The sequence below is a fragment of the Bacillus sp. B25(2016b) genome (genome assembly GCF_001679765.1).
GTDB lineage: Bacteria > Bacillota > Bacilli > Bacillales > Bacillaceae_G > Bacillus_A > Bacillus_A thuringiensis_K.
Genome location: NZ_CP016285.1, coordinates 1,840,151 through 1,864,492 on the forward strand (window position 1 = coordinate 1,840,151; position 24,342 = coordinate 1,864,492).

Consider the following 24,342-nt stretch of genomic DNA (forward strand, 5'->3'; position numbering starts at 1 on the left):
ATAAAAAAGCATCCAATAACATGGATGCTTTTTTATGTTTTTTGAAGTTGTTTAAACGCAATGATTGGAAGTATAACAATACTTACCCATCCGATGATAGGATATAGAATGTGAAGTAAGTCACTGTAACCGATGTAACTAAAGCAATAACTAATTAGTAAAATGAAGAAAATAATATTGTGATTTTTCCACCCGGTAATAGATTGCATCTGTTTTGTCATCCCGAACACATTACCAACTAAAGTTGTGAAAACTTCACCGAAAATAATGAGAACGAAGAAGAAGTGAAAAGTTGCATTAAATCTTCTTATGACTTCAGCCATTGGGATGTTATATTGATAAAATTGATCGACTGATAAGATTGCTAAATGGCTGCATAATAAAATTAAAGAAAGTCCAGCACCACCTAAAATCCCACCCCAAAAAATGGCTTTTCGATCCTTTACTTCACTGGCTAATGGGACGAGAACACTTTGGGCGAGAGAAAGATTTAAGGCGACATATGTAATAGGGCTAGTAATCCATTTCATATTCCAACTCTCTGCAGGAATAGTGTTATTAATGGAAGGTGTACCGTGAAAAAAGGTTGTAATAGCAAGTCCGATAATAAAAATCATCATAATAGGTACGACAAGTGTATTTACTTCAAAAACACCTTGTAATCCGCGGCTACTTATAATGAGACAAGCGATAACTGTAATGAGAATACCGAGTTGTCTTGGTAAGCGAAGTTGCTCTTCAAATACTGCACCAGCCCCTGATAACATAACGCTCGTTACGCCGAATAAAACGAGTAATAATAATGTGTTTACAACATTCCCAAATACATCCCCAAATAAATATTTGTTAAATTCTTGCGCTGAAAATGCCCCGATTTGTGATGAAAGTAACATCATCTTTGTGCCGAGCCAAATAAAAAAAAATCCACTTACACATATGCCAATTGTCCCGTATAATCCATTCACTGTGAAAAATTCAACAATTTCTCGTCCAGTAGCAAATCCAGCTCCAACGACAGTTCCGATATAAGTAGCAGCTACTTTCTTTGCTACTTGCCATTGTTGATTGTCCATGTTATCCCTCTTTCTACTATGATGAGCTTGATGTACTATTATGCATATGTATGAGCTTGGACAATTAGACGTATGAAGTGTTTGAAAAAATACATGAATTAAATGATATTAGGGAAGTATTAAAGGTGTTAAAACTTTGTTACATATAAGCCGATTGTTCGAAAGGAAAGGGAATGTATGGTAAAATGTAATTAGGTTATTAAAAGATAAACATTACAAAATGATAAGAGGAGTGGATTGTATGAGTACGAAAACAAATGTTGTTGAAGTATTAAACAAGCAGGTAGCAAACTGGAATGTGTTATATGTTAAATTACATAATTATCACTGGTATGTGACAGGGCCACACTTCTTTACATTACATGAGAAATTTGAAGAGTTTTATAATGAGGCTGGAACGTATATTGATGAGTTAGCAGAACGTATTTTAGCTTTAGAAGGTAAACCATTAGCGACAATGAAAGAATATCTCGCAACATCTAGTGTCAGTGAAGGGACAAGCAAAGAATCTGCAGAAGAAATGGTGCAAACATTAGTGAATGATTATTCTGCACTTATTCAAGAATTAAAAGAAGGTATGGAAGTTGCGGGTGAAGCTGGCGATGAAACATCAGCTGACATGCTGTTAGCAATTCATACAACATTAGAACAACATGTATGGATGCTAAGTGCATTCTTAAAATAACGATAAAAAATATATAGAAACCCATTGAAAAATTATTTCAATGGGTTTTTTTATGATTTTTCAGTTTTCTTTTATGCTATAATATAGTAAAAAGGAGGCGATGCGATGTTTCGCTTTTTCAGAACTGGAAAAGAAGAGCGGGAAATTACGAAAGATGAGTTAGAACAAGCGATGGCTCAGTTTTTAGAAACGAATGCTAATATCGTTTATACAGTATTAGTAAATGATGATTATACAGTAAATTATGATCTGTTAAAACCGTATTTACCTGCATTTCCAACAAATGTTTTTCTTATAACGAAGGAAACGCTTGAGGTATTTGAACATACAGAAGAAAATTTAAACCTAGTGAAAGAAATTGATGTCGTACAAAAAGCAGTAGATCAATACGTAACAGAAAAAGAAATGTTCCCAATTGTTGAAGGTAGCGAAGATCGCCTCATATGCGGAATGAAACTAGGACCTTACTTAAATCGTAGCTTAAAAAGAGACTTATATATTTCAGAAAAACATTATTTAGTTTCAAGTAAACCAGATAGAAAAAAACAAAAGAGCGGGTAGACGTAATGAAAACAACAATACATATATTGTTGTCTTTTTTTGTCTGTTAAAATATTGATTTTTCAGTCTATTCTTATTTATACTAAATGCATTGGACAGGGAAGAGTAACTATTAAGCATCATTCTGAGAATAAGATATTGTTAGAGTAGGTTATACAAAGTGGTATAAAGATTCGCAAAAAAATATTATAAAAGGTTTCGGGGGAATTGGTACATGAAAAATAGTATGACTTACATTCAATTATTAAATGAAACGTTACGTTGTTATGCAAATAAAGGAAGTTTTGAAGCGTACAATTATATAATGGAAAATGCTACAGGTGTAATAGGGAATGAGGCGCAAATATATAATTTTAAGTATGCGCTCGCAAGTGCATCGAGACTTGAAAAAGAAGCATTACATTTAATGAGAGAGGCCATTATAGAAAAGGGATTCTGGTATGGAAATGAGTATTTAATTTCGGACGATGATTTAAAATCACTACATAAATTTGAAGAATTTCATACAATGGTTCAATTATGTAAAGAAAGAGAAGCATTAGCACATAAAACGGAAAGACCAGACGTGAAATATATATACAGCAAGAAAGAGGGAAATCTACTACTTACATTACATGGTGACCAAGAAAATATTCAAATAGTAGAGTCATATTGGAAATCAGTTTTGACACAAGATTACACGTTAGCTTTACCACAGTCTTCACAAATTCAGTTTTCAGATGGATTTGTTTGGGGTGATCTAGAGAGAGGGAAAGGGGAATTAAAAGAGCATTACAATAAGTTTATAGAAAATCATACAGTAGAAAATGTAATAATTGGTGGTTTTTCTGCAGGGGCAAGAGTAGCTTTATATACGATTTTACAAAAAGATATAGATGTAGATGGTTTTGTTTTTATGGCACCCTGGCTTCCTGAGATTGAAGAATGGGATGAGTTGCTAAGAGTGCTGAAGGATAAACATATAAAAGGATATATAGTATGCGGGGATCAAGATGAAGACTGTTTCGAATCCACGCAGCAATTCGTACAACTATTAAGAGAGAAGAATATAGAACATAAGTATAAAGTTGTGCCTGACTTAGATCATAATTATCCTATTAACTTTGAAGAGCTATTAAAAGAAGCTATTGAATATATAGGAAATGAAAACAATAAGTAGTAAGAAAAAGAGATGCATCATATGTGATGCATCTCTTTTTAGAATTATAAATTAAAAGCATTTGCTAGTAAGCGATAAGACTTTAATTTATGTTCGAATTGATGAGTAATCGTGACAATCATAAATTCGTCAGTATTGTATGCTTTGCTTAAGTTTATTATTTTTTCTTTTACAGAAGACGGATCACCGACAATCATACGTTGACGATTTTCTTTTATACGGAATAAATCATAAGCGCTGTATGAATAATTTTGAGCAGTTTCAATAGAAGGTGTACCAGTAGTTCGTTTTCCTTGCTCTAATAATAAGATTGATAAATCTAAACTAGAAGCAATTTTTTCCGCTTCTTCATTTGTTTCTCCGCATATAACAAAGATGGCAACGATTGAATTAGGCTTATCTCCTAAAAATGAAGGCTGATATTGTTCTTGGTAAGCCCTCATAACTTCAGGGCCTCCGAAGCCGTTAATAAATTGTGCAAATGCGAAAGAAGCTCCGTTGTTTGCAGCAATTTTAGCGCTCTCTCCGCTAGAACCGAGCATCCACATTTCAGGAGATGTTGGGATAACTGGAGTGGCTCTTAAGTTTGCATAGTGATGGTTTTCTGGTACTTGATCATGTAAGTACATTGCAACGTCTGCAATTTGTTCTGGATATTGATCAAGTGAGACCATTTTCCCTTCTTGAAGTGCGCGAGTTGCTATTGGCATACCACCAGGGGCTCTACCAACACCGAGATCGATACGATTTGGATACAGTGCTTCTAGAACACGGAAATTCTCAGCAACTTTATATGGGCTATAATGCGGTAACATAACACCACCTGAACCGACTCTAATACGGTCCGTTTTTGCGGCAATATGAGAAATAAGTATTTCTGGACTTGAACCAGCTAAGCTTACGGAATTATGATGTTCGGATACCCAAAAACGTGTGAATCCGAGTTTTTCAACTTCTTGTGCAAGCGTAACTGTATGTGAAAAAGCTTGGGCTGCTGTGCTACCATCTGAAATAGGTGATTGGTCTAATACACTTAACTTGATCATAGAATATACCTCTCAATCTTAATGTACATCCTATTATATATTTACTTATGAAAAATGCGTAGTGAAATGCTCAAAATGAAAAGCGGATAATCTTATTTCCGCTTTTAACGAGAAAATCCGCGTTCATAATGATTCATTTCGACTAGATTTAAAATATATTCATAGTTGTCAATTTCACGTTTTAGTTGTTCACGTTCTTTTTCAGATAGTGTCATATTGCTAAGTTTTTTACATAAGTTTTGTTTCTTTAATTCTAAATGTTTTTTTGTAGCATCGTAGTCATAAGTATGTTTCATTTTTAACCACTCCTTCTTTGTAGTTGCTATATTATACGAAGTATAAAGAAAAGTGAGATCTGTCTCTTATGTACTTTTAGTGAATATTCAAATTGCAATGGTGTTATGTTTATGGGGATTTATGAATAAAATGCACTAAACCACTAACGTCCATTTGATGAAGTAAGGGGTGGAATTGTGCAGAAAGATATAATGTATAACACTGAAATGGATGAAGCGTTAAAAGTTATAGATAAAGGATTGAAGAAGACGATAAGCCCAAAACAGATTATTGTAGTGGGAGCTGGTATGGCTGGGTTAGTTTCAGCATCTTTATTAAAGGCTGCAGGACATGATGTGAAAATTTTTGAAGCAAATAACCGGGTAGGTGGCCGTATAGAAACGGTTAGAATGGAAGATACCGGATTATATTTAGATGTTGGAGCAATGAGAATTCCGTATACGCATACATTAACGATGGCATATATAAGAAAATTTGGGCTACAGGTGAGACCTTTTATTAATAGGAATGAGACGGATGTTATATACGTAAATGGACGGAAAACGACGTTAAAACAATATGAAAAAGATCCAAGTATTCTAAGATATCCTGTGGAAATGAATGAAGTTGGAAAAACGTCAGAGGAATTATTATTGTTAGCGGTACAGCCCATTATAAATTTTATAAAAAAGAACCCAGAAAAAAATTGGGACGTTGTAGTAAAGGATTTTGGAAGATACTCTACTGGACAATTTTTAAAGTATCATCCTTATCAGTATAATACTTACTTTTCGCCAGTAACAATTGAGATGATCGGTGTTCTATTAGATTTAGAAGGTTTTTTAGAGCGGTCGTTTGTAGAGACTTTACGATTTTTATACATTATGCAAGAGGAGAGCGGATTTTGTGAAGTTATGGGCGGGAATGATAGATTACCAAAGTCGTTTTTACCGCAATTAGAAGAAAATATTATATATAATCAAAAATTAATGAAGTTACATCAACACGATAATGGTGTGACAGCTTTCTATCGGAACGAGGAAACTTTTGAATATAGTAGTATTACAGGAGATTTAGTTATTGTTACTATCCCGTTTTCGACAATGCGTTTTGTAGAAGTAGATCCGTTTGATTCTATATCTCATGAAAAATGGAAAGCAATTCGTGAATTACATTACATGCCTGCGACGAAAATAGGAATTCAATTTAAAAGCAGATTTTGGGAAGAACAAGGGCAATTAGGTGGCAGGATTATAACAGATTTGCCAATTCGTTATGCCTATTATCCAAGTCATGGGATTGGAGAAAAAGGACCTGCTATGATGTTAGGTAGCTATACATGGTCTTACGATGCATTGTTATGGGATGGTTTATCAAAAGGCGATCGTATTTATTACGCCTTACACAATTTAGCAACGATATTAGGTGGTCAAGTCTATGATGAGTTCATATCTGGAATATCAAAAAGCTGGACATTGGATCCGTATGCGCTTGGAGGATTTGCACTTTTTCAAGCAGATCAAGAATCTGAGCTGCAACCAGCGATTGTCAAACCAGAGGGGAGAATATTCTTCGCTGGAGATCATACAACGCTATATCACGGATGGATTCAAGGTGCGATTGAATCTGGAATTCGTGTAGCGGTGGAAGTGAATGAGTAAAAGGTTTTCAATTCAGAAAATTCTTTACTATATAACTTGAGATGGATATTATTATATATAAAAGAAATATAGGGAGTGTTTACAGTGAATCCGTTATTATTCGATTTTCCTTCTGAATTTTATACTGACAGGCTTTTTATTCGAATGCCGAAACCAGGAGATGGTAAAGTTGTATATGATGCAATTCAGGCTTCAATACAAGAACTAAAACCTTGGATGGTGTTTGCACAAAAAGAGCAAACAGAGCAAGAAGTAGAAGAAAGTATTAGAAAATCACATATTCAATTTTTGCAACGTGAAGATTTAAGATTACTAGTATTTTCGAAAGAAACAGGTGAATTTATTGCTTCAGCCGGATTACATCGTATTAATTGGGATATACCTCAATTTGAAATCGGATATTGGATTGATACAAGGTTTAGTGGAAAAGGCTATATGGTAGAGGCTGCGAAAGGTATAACGGATTACGCTTTTTCTGAATTGAAAGCAAACCGTGTAGAAATTCGTTGTGATTCTTTCAATAAGAAGAGTAGAGCGATACCTGAGAAATTAGGCTTTAAGTTAGAAGGTACGTTAGAAAGTGCGAGCGTTGCGGTAGATGGAAACGGATTAAGGGATATGTGTGTATTTGCTATGACTAGAAATACATATGAAAAAGAAGAGCTGTAAGAAAACAGCTCTTCTTTTTATGCATTATGGTACAGGATGTCCATTAGAGCTTTCGAAAATTGTAAACCATTGTTGACGGTCTAAGTTAACTTTTGTAGCAAGAGCGGCAGTTTTTACGCGATCTAATTTACCAGAGCCAACGATAGGCATCATATTAGCTGGATGAGCAAGTAACCAAGCATACATAACTGTATCGATACTAGAAACACCTAACTCAGTAGCAACTTTTTGCACAGTTTCACGTACACGTACGGCGCGTTCTGATTGACCAGTAAAAATCTCCCCACCAGCAAGAGGTGACCAAATCATTGGATTGATTCGTTTTTCTTGGCATAAATCAATTGTCCCTTTTTCAAAATGCTCAAGCTGCAATGCAGAAACTTCAATCTGGTTCGTAATAAGCGGGAAATCTAAGTACGAACTTAACATATTAAATTGTGAAGGTAAGAAGTTAGATACACCGAAGTGACGAACTTTCCCTTCTTGTTTTAATTGTGAAAATGCTTTTGCCACTTCATTTGGATCCATAAAAGGATCGGGACGATGAATAAGTAATACGTCAATATAATCTGTATGTAAATTTTTAAGTGATGCTTCTACACTTTGCATAATATGCTCTGCACTAGTATTGTAGTGAGCAACATATCGCTCTGGAAATTTCGGTGATGGGGGAGCGATTCCACACTTTGTAATAATTTGCATGTTTTCTCGTAAGGAAGGCTTTAATTGTAAAGCTTCGCCAAATAACCCTTCACACGTATATGCGCCGTAAATATCAGCGTGATCAAAAGTAGTAATTCCCATATCCATACAATCTTCAATGAAAGAAAGTAATTCTTGTTTCGTCATATTCCATTCTGCTAAACGCCAAAATCCTTGAATAATACGAGAAAATTCTAGCGTTTCAGCCATTTGAACTCGATCCATTATAAGTACCCCCTTGATGAATAATAATGTTTTGAAAAGGCTTTCTTACTACATGTTATTATATAGTTAATTAGGTGTAGAGACAATAAATATGTTTTGCTACAAAAACGATTTTCTCTATATGCTATAATGTAGAAACATATAGCTATAAGGAGATGTACGAAATGATTCCAGTAACAATATTAACTGGTTTTCTTGGATCTGGGAAAACGACATTATTAAATCGTATTTTATCAGAAAATCACGGTAAGAAATTAGCGGTGATTGTAAATGAAATAGGGCAAATTGGCATTGATAATCAGTTGATTATCAATGTGGAAGAAGAAATTATGGAAATGACAAATGGCTGTTTATGCTGTACTGTACGTGAAGATTTACTCGTTGCTTTAAAACAGTTACTGGACGTAAAAGCAGAAGGGAAAATGGATTTTGATGGTTTAGTAATTGAAACGACTGGCCTTGCAAATCCAGGCCCAATTATTCAAACATTCTTTTTAGATCCAGTCATTCAATCTGCTTACCAAATTAACGGTGTTGTAACGGTAGTAGATAGTTATCATATACATAAACATTTTGAAAAAGGATTAGAAGCAAAAGAGCAAATTGCGTTTGCTGATGTCGTTTTAGTAAATAAATTAGATTTAATTGAAGAGAATGAGAAAGAAAATCTCTTGCATGAAATTCAAGGAATTAACCCGACTGCAAAGTTAATTGAGGCGACTAACTGTGAGGTAGATATACCATCTTTATTACAAATCCAAACGTTTAAAACGAAAGATACGTTGCAAATTTACCCTCATAAAGAACATAACCACTTAGAAGGTGTGAAATCATTTGTATTACGTGAAGAACGTCCGCTGGATTTACAAAAGCTTAATGAGTGGATGTCAGCTGTCGTTCAAGAGCTAGGGGAATATTTATATCGTTACAAAGGAATTTTATCGATAGATGGAGTAGATAAACGTATCGTTTTCCAAGGTGTACATACGTTATTTGCTGCTTCGTACGATAGAGAGTGGCAAGAGGGCGAAGAGCGAGTAAGTGAAGTAGTTTTTATCGGAAGAGATATTAATAAAGAGTGGTTCCAAGAACATTTCGAGGAGTGTGTGAAATAAGTCTGCGTAAATTGCAGGCTTATTTTTTATGAGCATTCTATTAGATTGCAAAACAGAATTCAATAAGGGAGAGAAACTAAAAATTGATAAATGTATAATAAAAAGCCTGTTTTCACAGGCTTGTATTTTCGTCTATTAGTAACTCCATTACAACACCTACAACTGGACCTTCATCATCAATATCCCCATTTAAGCGGAAACCAAATGATTCATACAGTCCCATTGCAAGTTTGTTGTCTGGATGTAAACTTAAGTAAATTATTTTGCATTCAAATTTTTCTTGTAAGAATTGAATGAGTAAGCGAAGGAAACGTTTTGCGTATCCTTTTCCTTGATATTGTTGGTCAATCATAAAGCGATCGAGCCATACACTTTTATGTTTTACTGAATACCATCCATACATTGCGTATCCTACAAGTGTTTCTCCATCATATAAACCTACTGACGTTCCGTTTCCTTCATATAATGATTCTGCTAAAGAAAACGCGTTACTTTCAATAAATTGTTGCTGATCTTTTGCGACGTCTAAAGCAACTACTGAACGCCAATTTTTTGCTGTTACTTCACAAATGTGAAGATTCATAATTCCAACTCACCTTCTAAATTAATATAGCTTTAAAGCTAATATGGATAATTTTACTTGTTATTTTGGTCAAGTCAAGGATAAATACATAAAAAGGCAGCTGAATAACAAATTCAGCTGCCTAGAAAATACAATGGATTAGTTTGTTGCTTCTTTCAATGTATTTACGTTTTCTTCCATTAAAGTAAAGTAATCTTTATTATTTTTTGCATCATCTTCAGAAATAGTAGCTAAGTGATTTAAGCGTAAAACTTTTGTACCAGTTTCTTTTTGAATTACGGATGCTACTTTTGGAGTAGAGAATGTTTCGAATAAAATATATTTTAGATTATGTTCTTTTACTGTTTTTGTAATGTCAGCAAGCTGCTTTTGAGATGGTTCATCAGAAGCTGAAATTCCAGCGATAGGAATTTGTTTTAGGCCGTATCGTTGTTCCCAGTAACCATAGGCAGCATGAGAAACTAAAATTTCTTTCGTTTTTGCGTTCGCTACAGCTGCCTTAAATCCATCGTCTAAATCAGTAAATTTAGTTTGAAGTGCTGCAAAGTTTTTTTCGAATTCTTGTTTATGTTCAGGTTGTAATTCTACAAGTGCATTTTTAATTTTTTCTGCCTGTTTCATTGCTAGAGTAGGATCTAACCAAACATGCGGGTCTTTATCGTGATGATGTTCATCTTCTTTATGGCCATCTCCATGATCATGATGCTCTTCTTCAGTAGAAGCACGAAGCTCAATACCTTTAGATGCATTTACAATTTTAACATTTTCTTTTTGTAATGTTTTTTCCATTTTTTCAGCAAATGGTTCTAATTCAGCGCCGTTATAAACAAATAAATCGGCTTTTGCAACTTGTACTGTTTGTTTTTGACTTGGTTCAAATGTATGTGAATCTGCACCAGGTGGGTAAATCGCTTCAACATTTACATAGTCGCCACCGATTTTCTTTGCGAAATCAGCAAGTGGGAAAATCGTTGTATAAACTGTTAGCTTTCCATCTTTCTTGGCATTACTTTCTTTTTTATTTGAGCAGCCAGCGAAAATTAAGGTAAAAATAAGTAAGAATGAAAATATAGTCAATCTTTTAGGCATGAAGTTCTCCTCTTTTCTTTTTTACGGATATATTTTCCCCAATTATAGAAGAAAAATATCATTTTAATACAAAACGGAATAATTACGTTTTAGTTTGCGAACTTAGTATAATACATCTTTAATAAAGTTGCAATAAATAATAATCATTCCGATTTGTTTTTTTTATAAAGTTGTCAAATATAGGTGTATTATTTTTGCAAATGCATGCATATGTGACAACGCTGTTTTCATATATTGAAAAGGAGGTAAAGAGGGGGATGAGCGCTTGGGTTACTTAATGGAAGCTATTTTATTAATATTAGCGGTAGTATTGCCATTATCTTTCGTATTAATTTTTTTAAGAAAATTAATAAGTAATTTAGGGGACGCTACAACAATAACGAAATTACAAGAGAGAGATGAGAAAAAAGAGTGAGTAAAGCACTATGCGTACGCATAGTGTTTTACTTGTGGTAAAATAAGAGCAGGAAACTCCTAAAGGTTGTATTTTACTAAAGGAGAGAAAAGTAAAATAAGAGGTATATGCATATATGAATAAGCGAACAGCGTTAATACTTGGTGCAAGTGGTTTAGTTGGACAAGAGATAACGCGTCTATTACTTGGATCAGATTACTACGATTCGGTTACTATTTTTGTAAGAGAGCCAATGCAATTGCAACATGAGAAGTTACAGCAGAAACAAGTTGATTTTTCGGTATTAGAGGAATATAAAGAGTTCTTTGCTGTGGATGATGTTTTTAGTTGCTTAGGAACAACAATAAAAAAAGCAAAAACAAAAGCAAATTTTAAAAAAGTAGATTATGAATATACGTTACGAGCTGCGTGTTTAGCTGAAAAACAAGGGGTACAAAATTTCCTTGTCGTGTCTTCTATGGGAGCGAATCCTAAATCATTCTTCTTTTATTCACAAGTGAAAGGAAAAATGGAAGAAGAATTGCAAAAGTTAGTGATTGGTGGTATTCACATTTTTAGACCATCATTATTAGTAGGAAATCGACAAGAATTTCGTTTCGGCGAACGAATGGCTGAAAAGTTATCTCGTATTATTCCGTTTATCTTTAAAGGAACTTTCAAAAAATATAAACCAATTTCAGCTAAAGATGTGGCGAAAGGGATGTATATAACCGCGCTACGAGAAGAATCGGGTATCCATACTTATAATTCAAATGAAATTACAACGATAGAATAAATAAAACCGAGAAGAATGACTTCTCGGTTTTATTTATTCGTATGAATTTTTCCTGGTGCTCGCTTATATTGGTGAGGTTCTTGCAATTCAAAGCCAAGTTCATTGGCCGCTATTCTCGGAAAATACGGATTGCGAAGTAATTCACGTCCGATGAAAATTAAATCTGCTTCGTTATTATTTAAAATTTGCTCTGCTTGTACTCCGGTCGTAATCAATCCAACTGCACCAGTTGCAATGTTAGCATGCTCTTTAATATGTTTGGCATATTGTACTTGATAACCGGGATACACATCAATATGTGCTGGTACAACTGCGCCAGAACTACAATCGATTAAATCTATTCCCTGTTCTTTCATCCACTTTGTATACTGAACGTAATCTTGAACCGTTAGCCCGTCAGGATGATAATCATTTGCTGAAATACGAACGAATATTGGTCCGTCCCAAACTTCATTTATCGAGTCAATGATTTCGCGTAAGAAACGATAGCGGTTTTCAGGTGAACCACCATATTCATCAGTCCGCTTATTGGAAAGCGGAGAAAGAAATTCATTAATAAGATAACCATGAGCACCGTGTATTTCAATAACATCAAATCCAGCTTGTTTTGATCGTACTGCAGCTTGCTGAAAAGCTAATACGGTATCTTTAATTTGGTGTTTGCTCATTTCTATTGGCATTTTCATTGTTTCATTAAATGGAATGGCTGAAGGAGCTAACGCATCTGTTTCTAGTTCTGCTTTTCTTCCGGCGTGAGCGAGTTGAATGGCAGCTTTTGCACCATTATCATGTATAAAAGTAGTCGTTTTATGTAAGCCTTCAATTAAACTGTTATCCCAAATGCCTAAGTCTTTATTTGAAATTCGACCTTCAGGTAACACGGCTGTTGCTTCAATCATAACTAAACCAACTTGACCGGCAGCTCTTGTTCCATAATGAATGAGATGGAAATTCGTTACTTGGCCATCCCCGTTTTCCGATGAATACATGCACATAGGTGACATAACAATCCGGTTTTTTAATGTAACGTCCTTAATTGTATAAGGTGAAAAAAGTTCGGAATTCATCCAATAGCCTCCTAGATTGAATTTTCTTACATTGTATCATTCTCTTTTTTGTTTCTCTAATAAAACGCTTATACGAAAAATTTTGTATATTCGTGTTACAATGACTAATATGAACTGAATTGGAGGATGGCATATGTACCAGGCTTATTATGAAAGCGAAGTAGGTTTGCTTGAAATTACAGCGAATCAAGAAGGAATTACGTCTGTTATATTTGTTGATGAACGACAAGAAGAAAATAAAAATGAAATGATAGAACAATGTATAAATGAGTTAGATGAATATTTTAAAGGGAAAAGAAAAGAGTTTACGGTCCCGCTGTCTGCGGAGGGAACAGCATTTCAAAAAAATGTATGGGATGCACTTTATACTATTCCGTACGGCGTAAGTGCTTCATATTTAGATATTGCAGAGAAAGTTGGAAATACAAAAGCTGTACGGGCAATAGGAGGGGCAAATAGTCGGAATCCAATTTCAATAATTGTTCCATGTCACCGTGTAATAGGGAAGAGTGGAAAGCTTGTTGGATATGCTGGTGGTTTATGGAGGAAAGAGTGGTTATTAAAACACGAAGGTATTTTGAAATGACGTATGGATGGGAAGAGGGATTGTTTTGAAATGTATAAATTGTGGGCAACCTTGCGAGGAGGAACAGTTAAATTGTGCAAGTTGTCAGCGAAACTTGGATAATGAACAAGAGGAAGGTAGCTCGTTAATAGATAAAGAACTAGAAGTATATGTAGGGAGACAATATCCGTATTACAAAAGGAAATGGGAGCTTGAGAATAAGCGGATTGCTAGGTGGAGCTGGAATGGTTGGGCTGCTATTTTCAATATAGGCTGGCTAGGATATCGTAAGTATTATGTACCAGCTGCTTTATTTATGTTGTTATTAGTAGCGTGTGATGCATTTTCGTATTATATGGGGTTTAATGTAGCGTTGCCAATCATTAATATGGTGCCTCTTACGTTTTTATTACTCATTTTTATTCTGTTTGGAATGGGGATTTTTGCAAATGGATTATACTATCAATTTGCGGAAAGACGTATATACCGAATAAAAGCAAGAGAAATAAAAGATAAATCAGTTGAAAACTATCTAATCAATGATAGCGGCGGAACGAGCAAAATGGGAGCGACAATTGTTACTATTTTAGCAGTTGCTAGCATATTTTTTAGTCATTTCTTTTTTCCGACTGATCGAGACGTTATTCAAAAGGTTCGTACAAGCTCGCTTTATGAATATCCTTTCTTTTCAATAGGTGAATCTTTCGAAAATTATTTTCAAAATTCAGGTTGGATATATTATCGTGGAACGGAAGGGTTAGAATTAGTAGAATTCCAAGGATATAACACCGGAACGCCAAGACAAAAGGTGAAGATTCAATTTGTTGTCGATTATAAATTAGGTGAAGTGGAACCATACTCACTTATGGTTAATGGTGAATCTAAAACTGAAGAAGAGTTTTTGAAGCTGATGGAAGAAATATTTAAAGTTCAAAATCCATTTGATATAGAGGATGGATTACAAGTAAATGCTATTCAAGAAAGCGGCTGGAAAGAAATTTCTGATCGCTTTTTTCTATGTTTGTTAAAATAAATATTTAAAATAATCAGAATCTTTTGTATAATGAAATATATTATATAGGATTTAACTTATACATATAGATTGGGGGAAGGAAGAATGAAGAGAAAGACAACAACAATTGCTGCACTTGCGTTAACGACGAGTGTATTGGTTGCAGGATGTGGGAATGGTGAGAAGGCTTCGACAACGAAGAAAGAATCGAATAAGGGAATGGCCGATAAACAAGTTTTAAATTTGCTAGAAACAGCTGAAATTCCTTCAATGGATACATCTAAATCAACGGATTCTGTATCTTTCCGTGTATTTGTAAATGCAATGGAAGGTTTATATCGTCTAGATAAAGATAATAAACCAACACCAGGTATGGCAAAAGATGTGAAGATTAGTGAAGATAAAAAGACATATACATTTGAATTACGTGATGCGAAATGGTCAAATGGTGATCCAGTTCGAGCACAAGATTTTGTATATGCATGGCAACGTACATTAGATAAAGCAATAGCGGCAGAATATGCATTCATTTTATTTGATGTGAAAAATGCACAGAAAGTAAATAAAGGTGAATTACCAGCAGATCAATTGGGTGTTAAAGCGAAGGATGATAAAACGTTGGTAGTAGAATTAGAGCAACCAGCACCTTATTTTCTTGAGCTTACGTCGTTCCCTACATTTTTCCCATTAAATGAAAAATATGTGAAAGAGCAAGGAGATAAATACGGATTAGAAGCAGATAAATTAGTATATAATGGACCATTTACAATGAGTCAATGGAAACATGAACAAAATTATCAGTTGAAGAAAAATCCTAATTATTGGGATAAAGATACTGTAAAGTTAGACGAAATTAATGTAAGTATTGTGAAGGAAACAAGCACGGGAGTAAATTTATATGATAGTGATCAAGCAGATCGAGTTATTTTAACTTCTGAATTTGTTGATAAATATAAAAAGAATAAGCCAGATGAATTTAAAACGAAGTTAGATCCACGCATATATTTCTTACGTTTTAACCAAAAAAATGCAACATTTAAAAACCAAAAGGTACGTGAAGCGATTGATTTAGCATACGATAAAAAAGGAATTGCTGATGTCATTTTAAATGACGGTTCATTGCCAGCATATTTCTTAGTACCTGAAAAATTCACGACAGGTCCGGATGGAAAAGATTTCCGCTCTGTAAATAAAAACTTCCGTGATAGTAAAGATAATGCAGAGAAAGCAAAAAAATTATGGGAAGAAGCGAAGAAAGAGCTTGGTCAAGATACAATTACGGTTGAATTACTAAACGATGATAACGGTAGCCGTAAAAAAGTGGGCGACTTTATTAAGGAAGAACTAGAGAAAAACTTGCCTGGTATTAAAGTGAATTTGAAACAGCAACCATACAAGCAGAAGCTAGATTTAGAAAAGAAATTCCAATATGAATTCTCATTATCTGCATGGAGCCCTGATTATCCGGATCCAATGACTTATATTGATATGTTTGTTACTGGAAGCTCATTTAATGAAATGGATTATTCTAATCCGAAGTATGATGATTTAGTAGCGAAATCAAAAGGAGAGCTATTAAAAGATGATAAAGCACGCTGGAATGCACTTGCGGAAGCTGAAAAAATCTTAATTGGTCAAGACGCAGCAATTTCTCCTACGTACCAACAAAGTACAGCTTATTTAGAGAAGCCGTTTGTAAAAGACATTGCTAACCATACGTTTGGTGGGGACTTCAGTTATAAATGGGCATATATTACAAAAAAATAGTATAATAAAAGATGAGTGAATTTTCGCTCATCTTTTATTTGTATAAGGAGGAATTATAGTTGTTAAGGGGAATCAATCATATTTGTTTTTCGGTATCTAATTTAGAAAACTCTATTATGTTTTATGAAAAAGTATTAGAAGGAGAATTATTAGTTAAAGGAAGGGAATTGGCTTATTTTAACATATGTGGAGTGTGGATAGCGCTTAATGAAGAGACGCATATTCCGAGAAATGAGATTCATCAATCTTATACGCACATTGCATTTTCTGTTGAACAAGAAGACTTTAAATGTCTAATAAAGCGATTAGAAGAAAATGATGTTCATATTTTACAAGGAAGAGAACGTGATGTAAGAGATTGCGAATCTATATACTTTGTTGATCCTGACGGTCATAAATTTGAATTTCACTCAGGGACACTGCAAGACCGTTTAAATTATTATAGAGATGAGAAACCTCATATGACATTTTATTAGGGAGGGATAGTATTTGCATGCACTTGTAATTGGTGGAACAGGAATGCTAAAGAAAGTTTCTATGTGGCTTTGTGAGAAAGGATTTTATGTTTCTATTATCGGGCGAGACGAAGTGAAATTAGAAAATGTTAAGCAAATGAGTTCTGCACCAGAAAATATTACATGCCTTTCGTTAGATTATCATAATGATGAAGATGTAAAGCTAGCTATTAAAAGTACAATTAAGAAAAATGGCCCGATCACATTAGTTGTTGCATGGGTACACACAAGTGCAAAACATGCACTATCAAATATTTGTAAAGAACTAGATTTGTCGTCTAAAACATATAGTTTATTTCATATTTTAGGTAGTAAAGCATCACGTATGCCTGCACAAAAAATGGGGAGTACGCGATGTATTTATCATAGAATTATTTTAGGTTTTATTTTAGAAGATACATATGGAAAATGGCTTACTCATGAAGAGATAGCTGATGGAGTTATAAAAGGGATTGAAAGTAAACGAGCGGAGTGGATTGTAGGGAGAGTTGAACCGTGGGAATTACGACCAACATGGTGAGGGGGAGTAAGAAATGAAAACAACTATATATGTAACAAGGCATGGTGAAACAGAGTGGAATGTAGCGAAGCGAATGCAGGGACGAAAAAATTCTGCTTTAACTGAAAATGGTATAGTTCAGGCGAAACAATTAGGAAATCGAATGAAAGATTTACCAATCCATGCGATCTATAGTAGTCCGAGCGAAAGAACACTTCATACGGCAGAGTTAATAAAGGGGGAACGTGATATACCCATTATAGCGGATGAGCATTTCTATGAAATCAACATGGGTATATGGGAAGGAGAAACAATCGCGGATATAGAAAAGCAATTTCCAGAAGAAGTACATCTATTTTGGAATGAGCCACATCTTTTTCAGTCAACATCAGGCGAAAATTTTGAGGCCGTTTATGAAAGAGTAATTGAAGGGGTGCATCTTCTTTTAGAGAAGCATAAAGGACAAAACATATTGATTGTTTCTCATGCGGCAGCAGCAAAATTACTTGTAGGGCATTTCGCGCGAATTGAAATAGAAAATGTGTGGGATGATCCATTTATGCATAGTGCCAGTTTGAGCATAATAGAATTTGAAGAGGGTATTGGTAAAGTGAAACAATTTGCAGATATAAGTCACTTTCAATAAATATAAAAAAGGCCGCAAAACGGCCTTTTTTTGGTGGTATAAAAACTAGCAGTTACGTTTTTTATACCAGAAGTGATCGAATTTCTTATTTTTGCAAGATGGGAATTTATGTCCGCCTTTGCAATCATTCCATTTGTGTCCGCTATCGTGACAGTCTTTACCATGATCACATGAATCATCGCAAGAGCCACCGTGTCCGTTAGGGAAGAACTCGCATTTTTTACAGTAACATCGTTTAGTCCAGTAAAATTTCTTTTCAAAGCGTACACATTTTGTAACGAAAGTACAATGTTTTCTACGCGTACGTTTTGTAACTAAAACGCATTCTTTTCTACGTGTTACTTTCGTAACGAACGTCCATTTTTGAACGCGTACGCGAGTACATTTCGTAACAAATGTCCATTTTTTTACATGAGTACATTTTGTAACGAAAGTACAATGTTTCACACGAGTACATCTTGTTCTTGGGCAATTACAATCATCGCTACATTCAACTTTTGAAGAGCAATCATCATCGCATTCAAAAGTACTTGGATCTTGGTGTAAGAAATCCTCCATCCCAGCACTTTTGATTTCTTCAACAGCTTTTCTAATATCACGTTTCATAGAAATCCTCCTTATCATGTATTAAGTTGAAAAGGTATTCTTTTTCCTTAACATGATATGTATATAGGCATCTTTCTGAACAGGACAAGAGTGTAATTTTCTATAAATAGATGATAGCGGATGTATGGACAAGACAAGGCGCATACATTGAATGAAAAGAACTGAGAAGGGATGAGAAAACATGCTGCCTTCATATGATTTTTTTGTTCATCCAATGTACTTAGTGGAATTGAAAAAGGACATTTGGTCAGATAGTCCAGTGCCAGCAAAATTAACTTATGGAAAAAAGAAGTATGATATTGATATCGTATACCGAGGAGCTCATATTCGCGAATTTGAGAAAAAGTCTTATCATGTTATGTTTTATAAGCCTAAAAAATTTCAAGGTGCGAAAGAGTTTCATTTGAATTCGGAGTTTATGGATCCGTCTCTCATACGAAATAAATTATCTTTAGATTTTTTTCATGATATTGGTGTACTTTCGCCAAAATCACAACATGTATTTATAAAAATTAATGGTCAAATTCAAGGTGTGTATTTACAGTTAGAATCCGTTGATGAAAATTTTTTGAAAAATAGAGGATTACCGAGTGGTTCTATTTATTATGCGATAGATGATGATGCGAATTTTTCATTAATGAGTGAACGAGATAAAGATGTTAAGACGGAGCTTTTTGCGGGTTATGAATTTAAATATTCGAATAAAAATAGTGAAGAACAATTGAGTGAATTTGTATTTCAAGCGAATACTTTGACGAGGGAAGCCTATGAAAAAGAAATTGGGAAGTTTCTACATGTAGATAAATATTTACGATGGTTAGCAGGAGTTATTTTTACGCAAAACTTTGATGGTTTTGTTCATAACTATGCACTATATCATAACGATGAAACAAACTTATTTGAAGTTATACCGTGGGATTATGATGCGACTTGGGGGCGAGATGTACAAGGGAGACCACTTAATCATGAATATATTCGCATTCAAGGGTATAATACGTTAAGTGCAAGATTGCTAGACATACCTGTATTTAGAAAGCAGTATCGAAGTATTTTAGAAGAAATATTAGAAAATCAATTTACAGTTTCGGTTATGAGGCCGAAAGTAGAAGGGTTGTGTGAATTGATTCGTCCATATTTACTACAAGATCCATACATGAAAGAAAAATTAGAAACATTTGATCAAGAGGCTGATATGATTTATGAATATATAAATAAAAGAAGAAAATATATACAAGACCACTTACATGAATTGGATTAATTTTGAAAGAGATTGAAACGTTATCAATCTCTTTTTTTTGTATAATAAAGATGTATCAATAAAAATGAAGTAATATATTTCATAGAGAATGGGGATGCGGATATATGAAAATTAAATGGATTGATTGGGTAAAACAAATACAATCTATAGCTCAAGCGGGTTTAACGTATTCTAAGGATGTGTATGATATTGAGCGTTTCCAGCAATTACGAGATATTTCTATTTCAATGATGTCACATTACACGAAAACAGATTGGGAAGTCGTAGAGAAATTATTTGCAAGTGAGACAGGCTATCAAACACCTAAAGTTGATATAAGAGCAGTTATTTTTCAAAATGAAAAGTTATTATTTGTGAAAGAAAAAAGCGATGGGAAATGGGCATTGCCAGGTGGATGGGCTGATGTCGGTTATACGCCAACCGAAGTTGCAGCAAAAGAGGTTTTTGAAGAGACTGGTTATGAGGTAGATCATTTTAAGTTACTAGCTATATTTGATAAAGAAAAACATCAACCATCTCCATCGGCAACGCATGTATATAAGATTTTCATTGGATGCGAGATTATTGGTGGAGAAAAGAAAACTAGCATTGAAACAGAAGAGGTGGAGTTTTTTGGTGAAAATGAATTGCCTTATTTATCATTTGCTAGAAATACAGAAGACCAAATTAAAGAGATGTTTGCCTACATGAAAGACCCGCAGAAAGAGAAATTAATAGATTAATCCTGCTTGAATTGTACATATTGTTAAAATGAAGATATTGGCAGATTGCAGCCTTTATGTAATAATGGGATGGTATGTGAAGAAAAAAGGAGATAAAAAAGAACATGTTAGCAAACATAATAGATCAGTTATTGCAATTTTTTGCAAGCTTAGGTTACTTTGGGGTAGCTCTTGCTTTAATGATTGAAGTAATCCCAAGTGAAATTGTACTTTCGTATGCTGGCTTTTTAGTAGCGAATGGTAAAATTAGTTTTGTTGGTGCAGTTATCGCCGGAACGATTGGTGGTACTTTAGCACAAATCTTTTTATACTGGCTTGGATACTACGGAGGGCGTCCGGTTGTAGAGAAATATGGGAAGTATCTACTTATTAATAAACATCATTTAGACATAGCGGAAGGTTGGTTTAAGCGTTATGGAGCAGGCGTAATATTTTCTGCGCGCTTTATCCCAGTAGTACGTCATGCGATCTCTATTCCAGCAGGACTAGCTAAGATGCCATTAAAACTATTTACACTTTATACGGTTGTAGCGATCATTCCGTGGTCAATTCTATTTATATACTTAGGTGAAAAACTTGGTGGGAATTGGCGACAAATTAAAGAGTATGCATCTGATTACACACATTACATAATTATAGGAGCTGTTCTTTTTATTGCTCTATACTTTGGTTTAAAGTATTTCAAAAAGAAAAAAGCAGCGCGTTAAAGTCAATGATTTTTCATTGGCTTTTTTTATTTGTTTCGGTTCGGTTCTAAAAAAAAAGAGTTGTCCATAATGTATAATAATAAAGCGTAGCGGAGGAATGTGATGAAAGGGTCACCGTTTATACGTGGAACGATATTTTTAACGATGGCAACGATGATATCAAAAATGTTAGGATTTATATATGTTATACCATTTACAGCAATGGTCGGTACGAGTGGATACGTTTTATATACGTATGCATATCGCCCTTATACAATTATGCTCAGCATTGCGACAATGGGATTACCACTTGCAGTTTCAAAAATGGTATCAAAATATGATCAACTGAATGATTATCATACGGTTAAGAGAGTGTTGAAAAGTGGAATCGTGTTTATGTTTATAATGGGAGTCATTTCGTGTTTTACGTTATATATGTTAGCTCCGCATTTAGCTAAGCTTGTCATCGATGGGAATGATCAAACGGGGAATAGTGTAGGAGCGGTTACTACTAATATTCGAATTGTAAGTTTTGCGTTAATACTTGTGCCAGTAATGAGTTTATTAAGGGGCTTCTTTCAAGGATTCCAATCGATGGGGCCTTCTGCATTAAGTGTAGTTGTAGAGCAATTTTTTCGGGTTTTAACCATTTTAATAGGAAGCTTTGTCGTTTTATATATTTTAAAAGCATCTGTCTCGCTAGCAGTTGGTATTTCAACATTTGGTGCCTTTATGGGAGCGGTAGGTGGATTAACTGTTTTAAGTGCGTATTATATGAGAAGGAGAAGGCACTTAAAGAAAAAAGAAATGGCAAGTATATCACAAACAACGAAATCTTTTTTCTCGCTTTATAAGGAGCTCTTTACATATTCTATTCCTTTTGTTGTGGTGGGCTTAGCAATTCCGTTGTATCAGACGATTGATACATTTACAATTAATAAACTACTTATACAAATAGGGTATATGCAAGGAGAAGCGGAAAAAATTAATGCGATAATTGGTCTTGTTCAAATGGTTGTGCTCATCCCGGTATCCGTTGCCACAGCTTTTAGTATGTCTCTCGTACCAGAGATGACGAAAGCTTACACAGCAGGAAATACGAAGCTATTGTACAAACATTTTACGAGAACAAATGTATTAGTAGTAGCGATTACGGTACCGGCGGCAATTGGAATGATGGTGTTAGCCAAACCTGTATATACTCTTTTATTCGGTGCTGGAAATGATCCAGAGGTGGGGAGAATCATTTTACAGTATTATGCTCCTGCTTGCATACTATTTTCTCTTTTTACAGTAACGGCTGCTATGCTACAAGGAATCAATCAACAGCAGAAGACGGTGCTAGGACTAGTGATTGGAATTATTATGAAGATAGTTCTAAATATTGTATTGCTTCCGTATTTCGATTATGTAAGTTTTATCATTTCAACATACGCGGGCTATACGATTTCAGTCGGGTTTAACTTGTGGATGCTTTCTAAATATGTTATAAAGGCAACATAAGCTTTTAAGGCAGAGAGCACTCTGTCTTTTTCTATGTTTATCCCGCTTTAACGGGCAGTGAGACCCTCACCTCAAAATGCAGCGAAAGAAAAGAAGTTTGGTTGGGGGGCGGGCTGCCCGTAAAATCCCGATTTGTGAGGGCTAATAATCAGCGGGGGATAAAGCTACCTACTGATTAAAGTTTCACTTTATAATATTTTTCCTATAAAAACGTTTTCAAAATAATTTTTCTATTGAAATTTAAACGTATGTTTCATATGCTGAGAATGTCGGTTTAAAAACTGTGATTTAAGAGAGGTAGATTCCTACATGTAAAAAGAATCGGGGTGATAGTATGTTAAATATATATTTAACAGACCGAAACGGAAAACTACAAGAGATTGAGGAAATGCAAAAGGGATGCTGGATTAATGTACTTCATCCAACAGAAGAAGAAATTCAATATCTAGTACAAACTTTAAATGTAGACTTAGATTTCATTAAAGATCCTTTGGATGATGAAGAACGCTCTCGTATTGAAAAGGAAGACAATAATACTTTAATTATCGTGGATATTCCGACAGTTAGACATGACGAAGAAGGAAATTCGATTTATGACACGATTCCAATAGGTATGATTGTGATGCCGGATTGTTTTGTTACAATTTGCTTAGAAGAGAATCCAATTTTTGAACGTTTTATTAATCAACGTATTAAAGAATTTTATACGTTTAAGAAGACGCGCTTTGCACTTCAGCTCTTATATACGATTTCTACTTATTATTTAAGATACTTAAAGCAAATAAATCGAAAAACAATTGATTTAGAGCATCAATTAAATAAGTCGATGAAAAATAAAGAGATTTTCACATTGCTAGGCCTTGAGAAAAGTTTAGTATACTTTACGACGTCATTAAAGGCTAATAAAATTGTAATTCAAAAGTTAATGCGTAACAGTACATTTTTAAAAATGTATGAAGACGATCAAGATTTATTAGAAGATGTATTAATTGAAAATAAACAGGCTATTGAAATGGCGGAAATATATAGTCACATTTTAAGTGGAATGATGAATACTTTTAGCTCCGTTATATCAAATAATTTAAATAGTGTTATGAAACTGTTAACGTCAATTACAATCATTTTATCTTTACCGACGATGGTTTCTAGTTTCTTTGGAATGAACGTAAAGGTTCCATTTGAAGGTGAGGCTCAAGGTTTTGTAATTGTACTCATAATATGTGCAACATTATCTTGCGCTTTAGCATTTGTATTTTGGAAGAAACGTTACTTTTAACGATAGGAAAGCTGCTCTAGCATAGTTATACAACTGCGCTAGAGCAGCTTTTTTGCTATGAAATCTCAAATTTTGAATAGAATATAACTTGTACAATGTAATGTATATAAAGGGTATGTATTCCATATAAACCTTGTCCAATTAATGAAATGGGGTTAAAATTACATATTGTTAATGAAAAGTTGG

General features: G+C 34.3%; 27 protein-coding genes. 19 read left to right on the forward strand and 8 right to left on the reverse strand.

Annotated features, from left to right (window positions below):
* Positions 1–32: 32 nt before the first annotated feature.
* The gene (locus tag BAQ53_RS09445) at positions 33–1,073 is read right to left on the reverse strand and encodes a YkvI family membrane protein (protein WP_000370207.1); all 1,041 of its coding nucleotides are present in this window, start codon (positions 1,071–1,073) and stop codon (positions 33–35) included.
* A gap of 241 nt (positions 1,074–1,314) precedes the next feature.
* Here BAQ53_RS09445 and BAQ53_RS09450 point away from each other — a divergent pair, with 241 nt between their 5' ends.
* The 3 genes from BAQ53_RS09450 (at position 1,315) to BAQ53_RS09460 (ending at position 3,478) form a co-directional block, all read left to right on the forward strand.
* Positions 1,315–1,758: a Dps family protein gene (locus BAQ53_RS09450; RefSeq protein ID WP_000105199.1), complete on the forward strand. Its 444-nt coding sequence runs from the start codon at positions 1,315–1,317 to the stop codon at positions 1,756–1,758.
* A gap of 105 nt (positions 1,759–1,863) precedes the next feature.
* Complete coding sequence (locus tag BAQ53_RS09455; RefSeq protein ID WP_000488208.1) at positions 1,864–2,319, forward strand: DUF3939 domain-containing protein; 456 nt, start codon at positions 1,864–1,866, stop codon at positions 2,317–2,319.
* A gap of 214 nt (positions 2,320–2,533) precedes the next feature.
* Positions 2,534–3,478, forward strand: a complete 945-nt coding sequence (locus BAQ53_RS09460; RefSeq protein WP_151522722.1) for an alpha/beta hydrolase — start codon at positions 2,534–2,536, stop codon at positions 3,476–3,478.
* Positions 3,479–3,522: 44 nt separating this feature from the next.
* On the opposite strand, the gene BAQ53_RS09465 is transcribed toward BAQ53_RS09460, so the two are convergent.
* A complete protein-coding gene (locus BAQ53_RS09465; RefSeq protein ID WP_000594046.1) occupies positions 3,523–4,524 on the reverse strand; it encodes an LLM class flavin-dependent oxidoreductase in 1,002 nt (333 codons plus the stop codon).
* 104 nt (positions 4,525–4,628) lie between these two features.
* Positions 4,629–4,820, reverse strand: coding sequence for a DUF3896 family protein (locus BAQ53_RS09470; protein ID WP_000683359.1), 192 nt, complete (start codon positions 4,818–4,820; stop codon positions 4,629–4,631).
* A gap of 177 nt (positions 4,821–4,997) precedes the next feature.
* Between BAQ53_RS09470 and BAQ53_RS09475 the strand changes: the two genes are divergently transcribed.
* The gene (locus BAQ53_RS09475) at positions 4,998–6,461 is read left to right on the forward strand and encodes a flavin monoamine oxidase family protein (RefSeq protein WP_208906801.1); all 1,464 of its coding nucleotides are present in this window, start codon (positions 4,998–5,000) and stop codon (positions 6,459–6,461) included.
* 84 nt (positions 6,462–6,545) lie between these two features.
* Positions 6,546–7,130, forward strand: coding sequence for a GNAT family N-acetyltransferase (locus BAQ53_RS09480; RefSeq protein ID WP_001068749.1), 585 nt, complete (start codon positions 6,546–6,548; stop codon positions 7,128–7,130).
* A 24-nt stretch (positions 7,131–7,154) separates the two neighbouring features.
* Here BAQ53_RS09480 and BAQ53_RS09485 read toward each other — a convergent pair whose 3' ends face one another.
* Positions 7,155–8,057, reverse strand: coding sequence for an aldo/keto reductase (locus tag BAQ53_RS09485; RefSeq protein ID WP_000376358.1), 903 nt, complete (start codon positions 8,055–8,057; stop codon positions 7,155–7,157).
* 164 nt (positions 8,058–8,221) lie between these two features.
* Here BAQ53_RS09485 and BAQ53_RS09490 point away from each other — a divergent pair, with 164 nt between their 5' ends.
* Positions 8,222–9,172, forward strand: coding sequence for a CobW family GTP-binding protein (locus BAQ53_RS09490; protein WP_098451529.1), 951 nt, complete (start codon positions 8,222–8,224; stop codon positions 9,170–9,172).
* Positions 9,173–9,284: 112 nt separating this feature from the next.
* Here the strand turns inward: BAQ53_RS09490 and BAQ53_RS09495 are convergent, their stop codons facing one another.
* A complete protein-coding gene (locus tag BAQ53_RS09495; RefSeq protein WP_001048677.1) occupies positions 9,285–9,755 on the reverse strand; it encodes a GNAT family N-acetyltransferase in 471 nt (156 codons plus the stop codon).
* Between the two features lie 138 nt (positions 9,756–9,893).
* A complete protein-coding gene (locus tag BAQ53_RS09500; protein ID WP_001126151.1) occupies positions 9,894–10,844 on the reverse strand; it encodes a metal ABC transporter substrate-binding protein in 951 nt (316 codons plus the stop codon).
* 265 nt (positions 10,845–11,109) lie between these two features.
* On the opposite strand from BAQ53_RS09500, the gene BAQ53_RS09505 reads away from it, so the two are divergent.
* Both BAQ53_RS09505 and BAQ53_RS09510 read left to right on the forward strand, forming a co-directional pair.
* On the forward strand, positions 11,110–11,259 hold the full coding sequence (locus BAQ53_RS09505; protein WP_000540931.1) for a hypothetical protein: 150 nt from the start codon (positions 11,110–11,112) through the stop codon (positions 11,257–11,259).
* A gap of 115 nt (positions 11,260–11,374) precedes the next feature.
* A complete protein-coding gene (locus BAQ53_RS09510; protein WP_208906803.1) occupies positions 11,375–12,034 on the forward strand; it encodes an oxidoreductase in 660 nt (219 codons plus the stop codon).
* Between the two features lie 29 nt (positions 12,035–12,063).
* On the opposite strand, the gene namA is transcribed toward BAQ53_RS09510, so the two are convergent.
* Positions 12,064–13,101, reverse strand: a complete 1,038-nt coding sequence (namA, locus tag BAQ53_RS09515; RefSeq protein WP_001083646.1) for an NADPH dehydrogenase NamA — start codon at positions 13,099–13,101, stop codon at positions 12,064–12,066.
* A 133-nt stretch (positions 13,102–13,234) separates the two neighbouring features.
* Here namA and BAQ53_RS09520 point away from each other — a divergent pair, with 133 nt between their 5' ends.
* The 6 genes from BAQ53_RS09520 to BAQ53_RS09545 all read left to right on the forward strand — a co-directional run bounded on the left by BAQ53_RS09520 (position 13,235) and on the right by BAQ53_RS09545 (position 18,105).
* Positions 13,235–13,687 carry a methylated-DNA--[protein]-cysteine S-methyltransferase gene (locus tag BAQ53_RS09520; RefSeq protein WP_000283913.1) on the forward strand — a complete coding sequence of 151 codons (453 nt, stop codon included), beginning with the start codon at positions 13,235–13,237 and terminating at the stop codon, positions 13,685–13,687.
* Between the two features lie 7 nt (positions 13,688–13,694).
* Positions 13,695–14,699, forward strand: a complete 1,005-nt coding sequence (locus tag BAQ53_RS09525; protein WP_003300930.1) for a DUF2628 domain-containing protein — start codon at positions 13,695–13,697, stop codon at positions 14,697–14,699.
* A gap of 84 nt (positions 14,700–14,783) precedes the next feature.
* Entirely contained in the window at positions 14,784–16,445 is a 1,662-nt protein-coding gene (locus BAQ53_RS09530; RefSeq protein WP_000824272.1) for a peptide ABC transporter substrate-binding protein, read from the forward strand.
* Positions 16,446–16,504: 59 nt separating this feature from the next.
* A complete protein-coding gene (gene fosB / locus BAQ53_RS09535) occupies positions 16,505–16,921 on the forward strand; it encodes a FosBx1 family fosfomycin resistance bacillithiol transferase (RefSeq protein ID WP_061884085.1) in 417 nt (138 codons plus the stop codon).
* Between the two features lie 13 nt (positions 16,922–16,934).
* Positions 16,935–17,480, forward strand: a complete 546-nt coding sequence (locus BAQ53_RS09540) for a short-chain dehydrogenase (RefSeq protein ID WP_000543109.1) — start codon at positions 16,935–16,937, stop codon at positions 17,478–17,480.
* A 13-nt stretch (positions 17,481–17,493) separates the two neighbouring features.
* The gene (locus tag BAQ53_RS09545; RefSeq protein ID WP_000858824.1) at positions 17,494–18,105 is read left to right on the forward strand and encodes a phosphoserine phosphatase 1; all 612 of its coding nucleotides are present in this window, start codon (positions 17,494–17,496) and stop codon (positions 18,103–18,105) included.
* 45 nt (positions 18,106–18,150) lie between these two features.
* Here the strand turns inward: BAQ53_RS09545 and exsB are convergent, their stop codons facing one another.
* A complete protein-coding gene (exsB, locus tag BAQ53_RS09550; protein ID WP_000817483.1) occupies positions 18,151–18,711 on the reverse strand; it encodes an exosporium protein ExsB in 561 nt (186 codons plus the stop codon).
* 181 nt (positions 18,712–18,892) lie between these two features.
* On the opposite strand from exsB, the gene cotH reads away from it, so the two are divergent.
* The 5 genes from cotH to BAQ53_RS09575 all read left to right on the forward strand — a co-directional run bounded on the left by cotH (position 18,893) and on the right by BAQ53_RS09575 (position 24,156).
* Positions 18,893–19,969 (forward strand): spore coat protein CotH, encoded by a 1,077-nt coding sequence (gene cotH, locus BAQ53_RS09555; protein WP_000938002.1) that lies wholly within the window; start codon positions 18,893–18,895, stop codon positions 19,967–19,969.
* A 104-nt stretch (positions 19,970–20,073) separates the two neighbouring features.
* Positions 20,074–20,691 (forward strand): NUDIX hydrolase N-terminal domain-containing protein, encoded by a 618-nt coding sequence (locus BAQ53_RS09560; RefSeq protein ID WP_208906804.1) that lies wholly within the window; start codon positions 20,074–20,076, stop codon positions 20,689–20,691.
* Positions 20,692–20,795: 104 nt separating this feature from the next.
* Positions 20,796–21,398: an undecaprenyl phosphate transporter UptA gene (gene uptA, locus BAQ53_RS09565; RefSeq protein WP_000880691.1), complete on the forward strand. Its 603-nt coding sequence runs from the start codon at positions 20,796–20,798 to the stop codon at positions 21,396–21,398.
* A 102-nt stretch (positions 21,399–21,500) separates the two neighbouring features.
* Entirely contained in the window at positions 21,501–22,880 is a 1,380-nt protein-coding gene (locus BAQ53_RS09570; protein WP_000678843.1) for a putative polysaccharide biosynthesis protein, read from the forward strand.
* Between the two features lie 334 nt (positions 22,881–23,214).
* Positions 23,215–24,156, forward strand: coding sequence for a magnesium transporter CorA family protein (locus BAQ53_RS09575; RefSeq protein ID WP_000932387.1), 942 nt, complete (start codon positions 23,215–23,217; stop codon positions 24,154–24,156).
* Positions 24,157–24,342 lie beyond the last annotated feature (186 nt).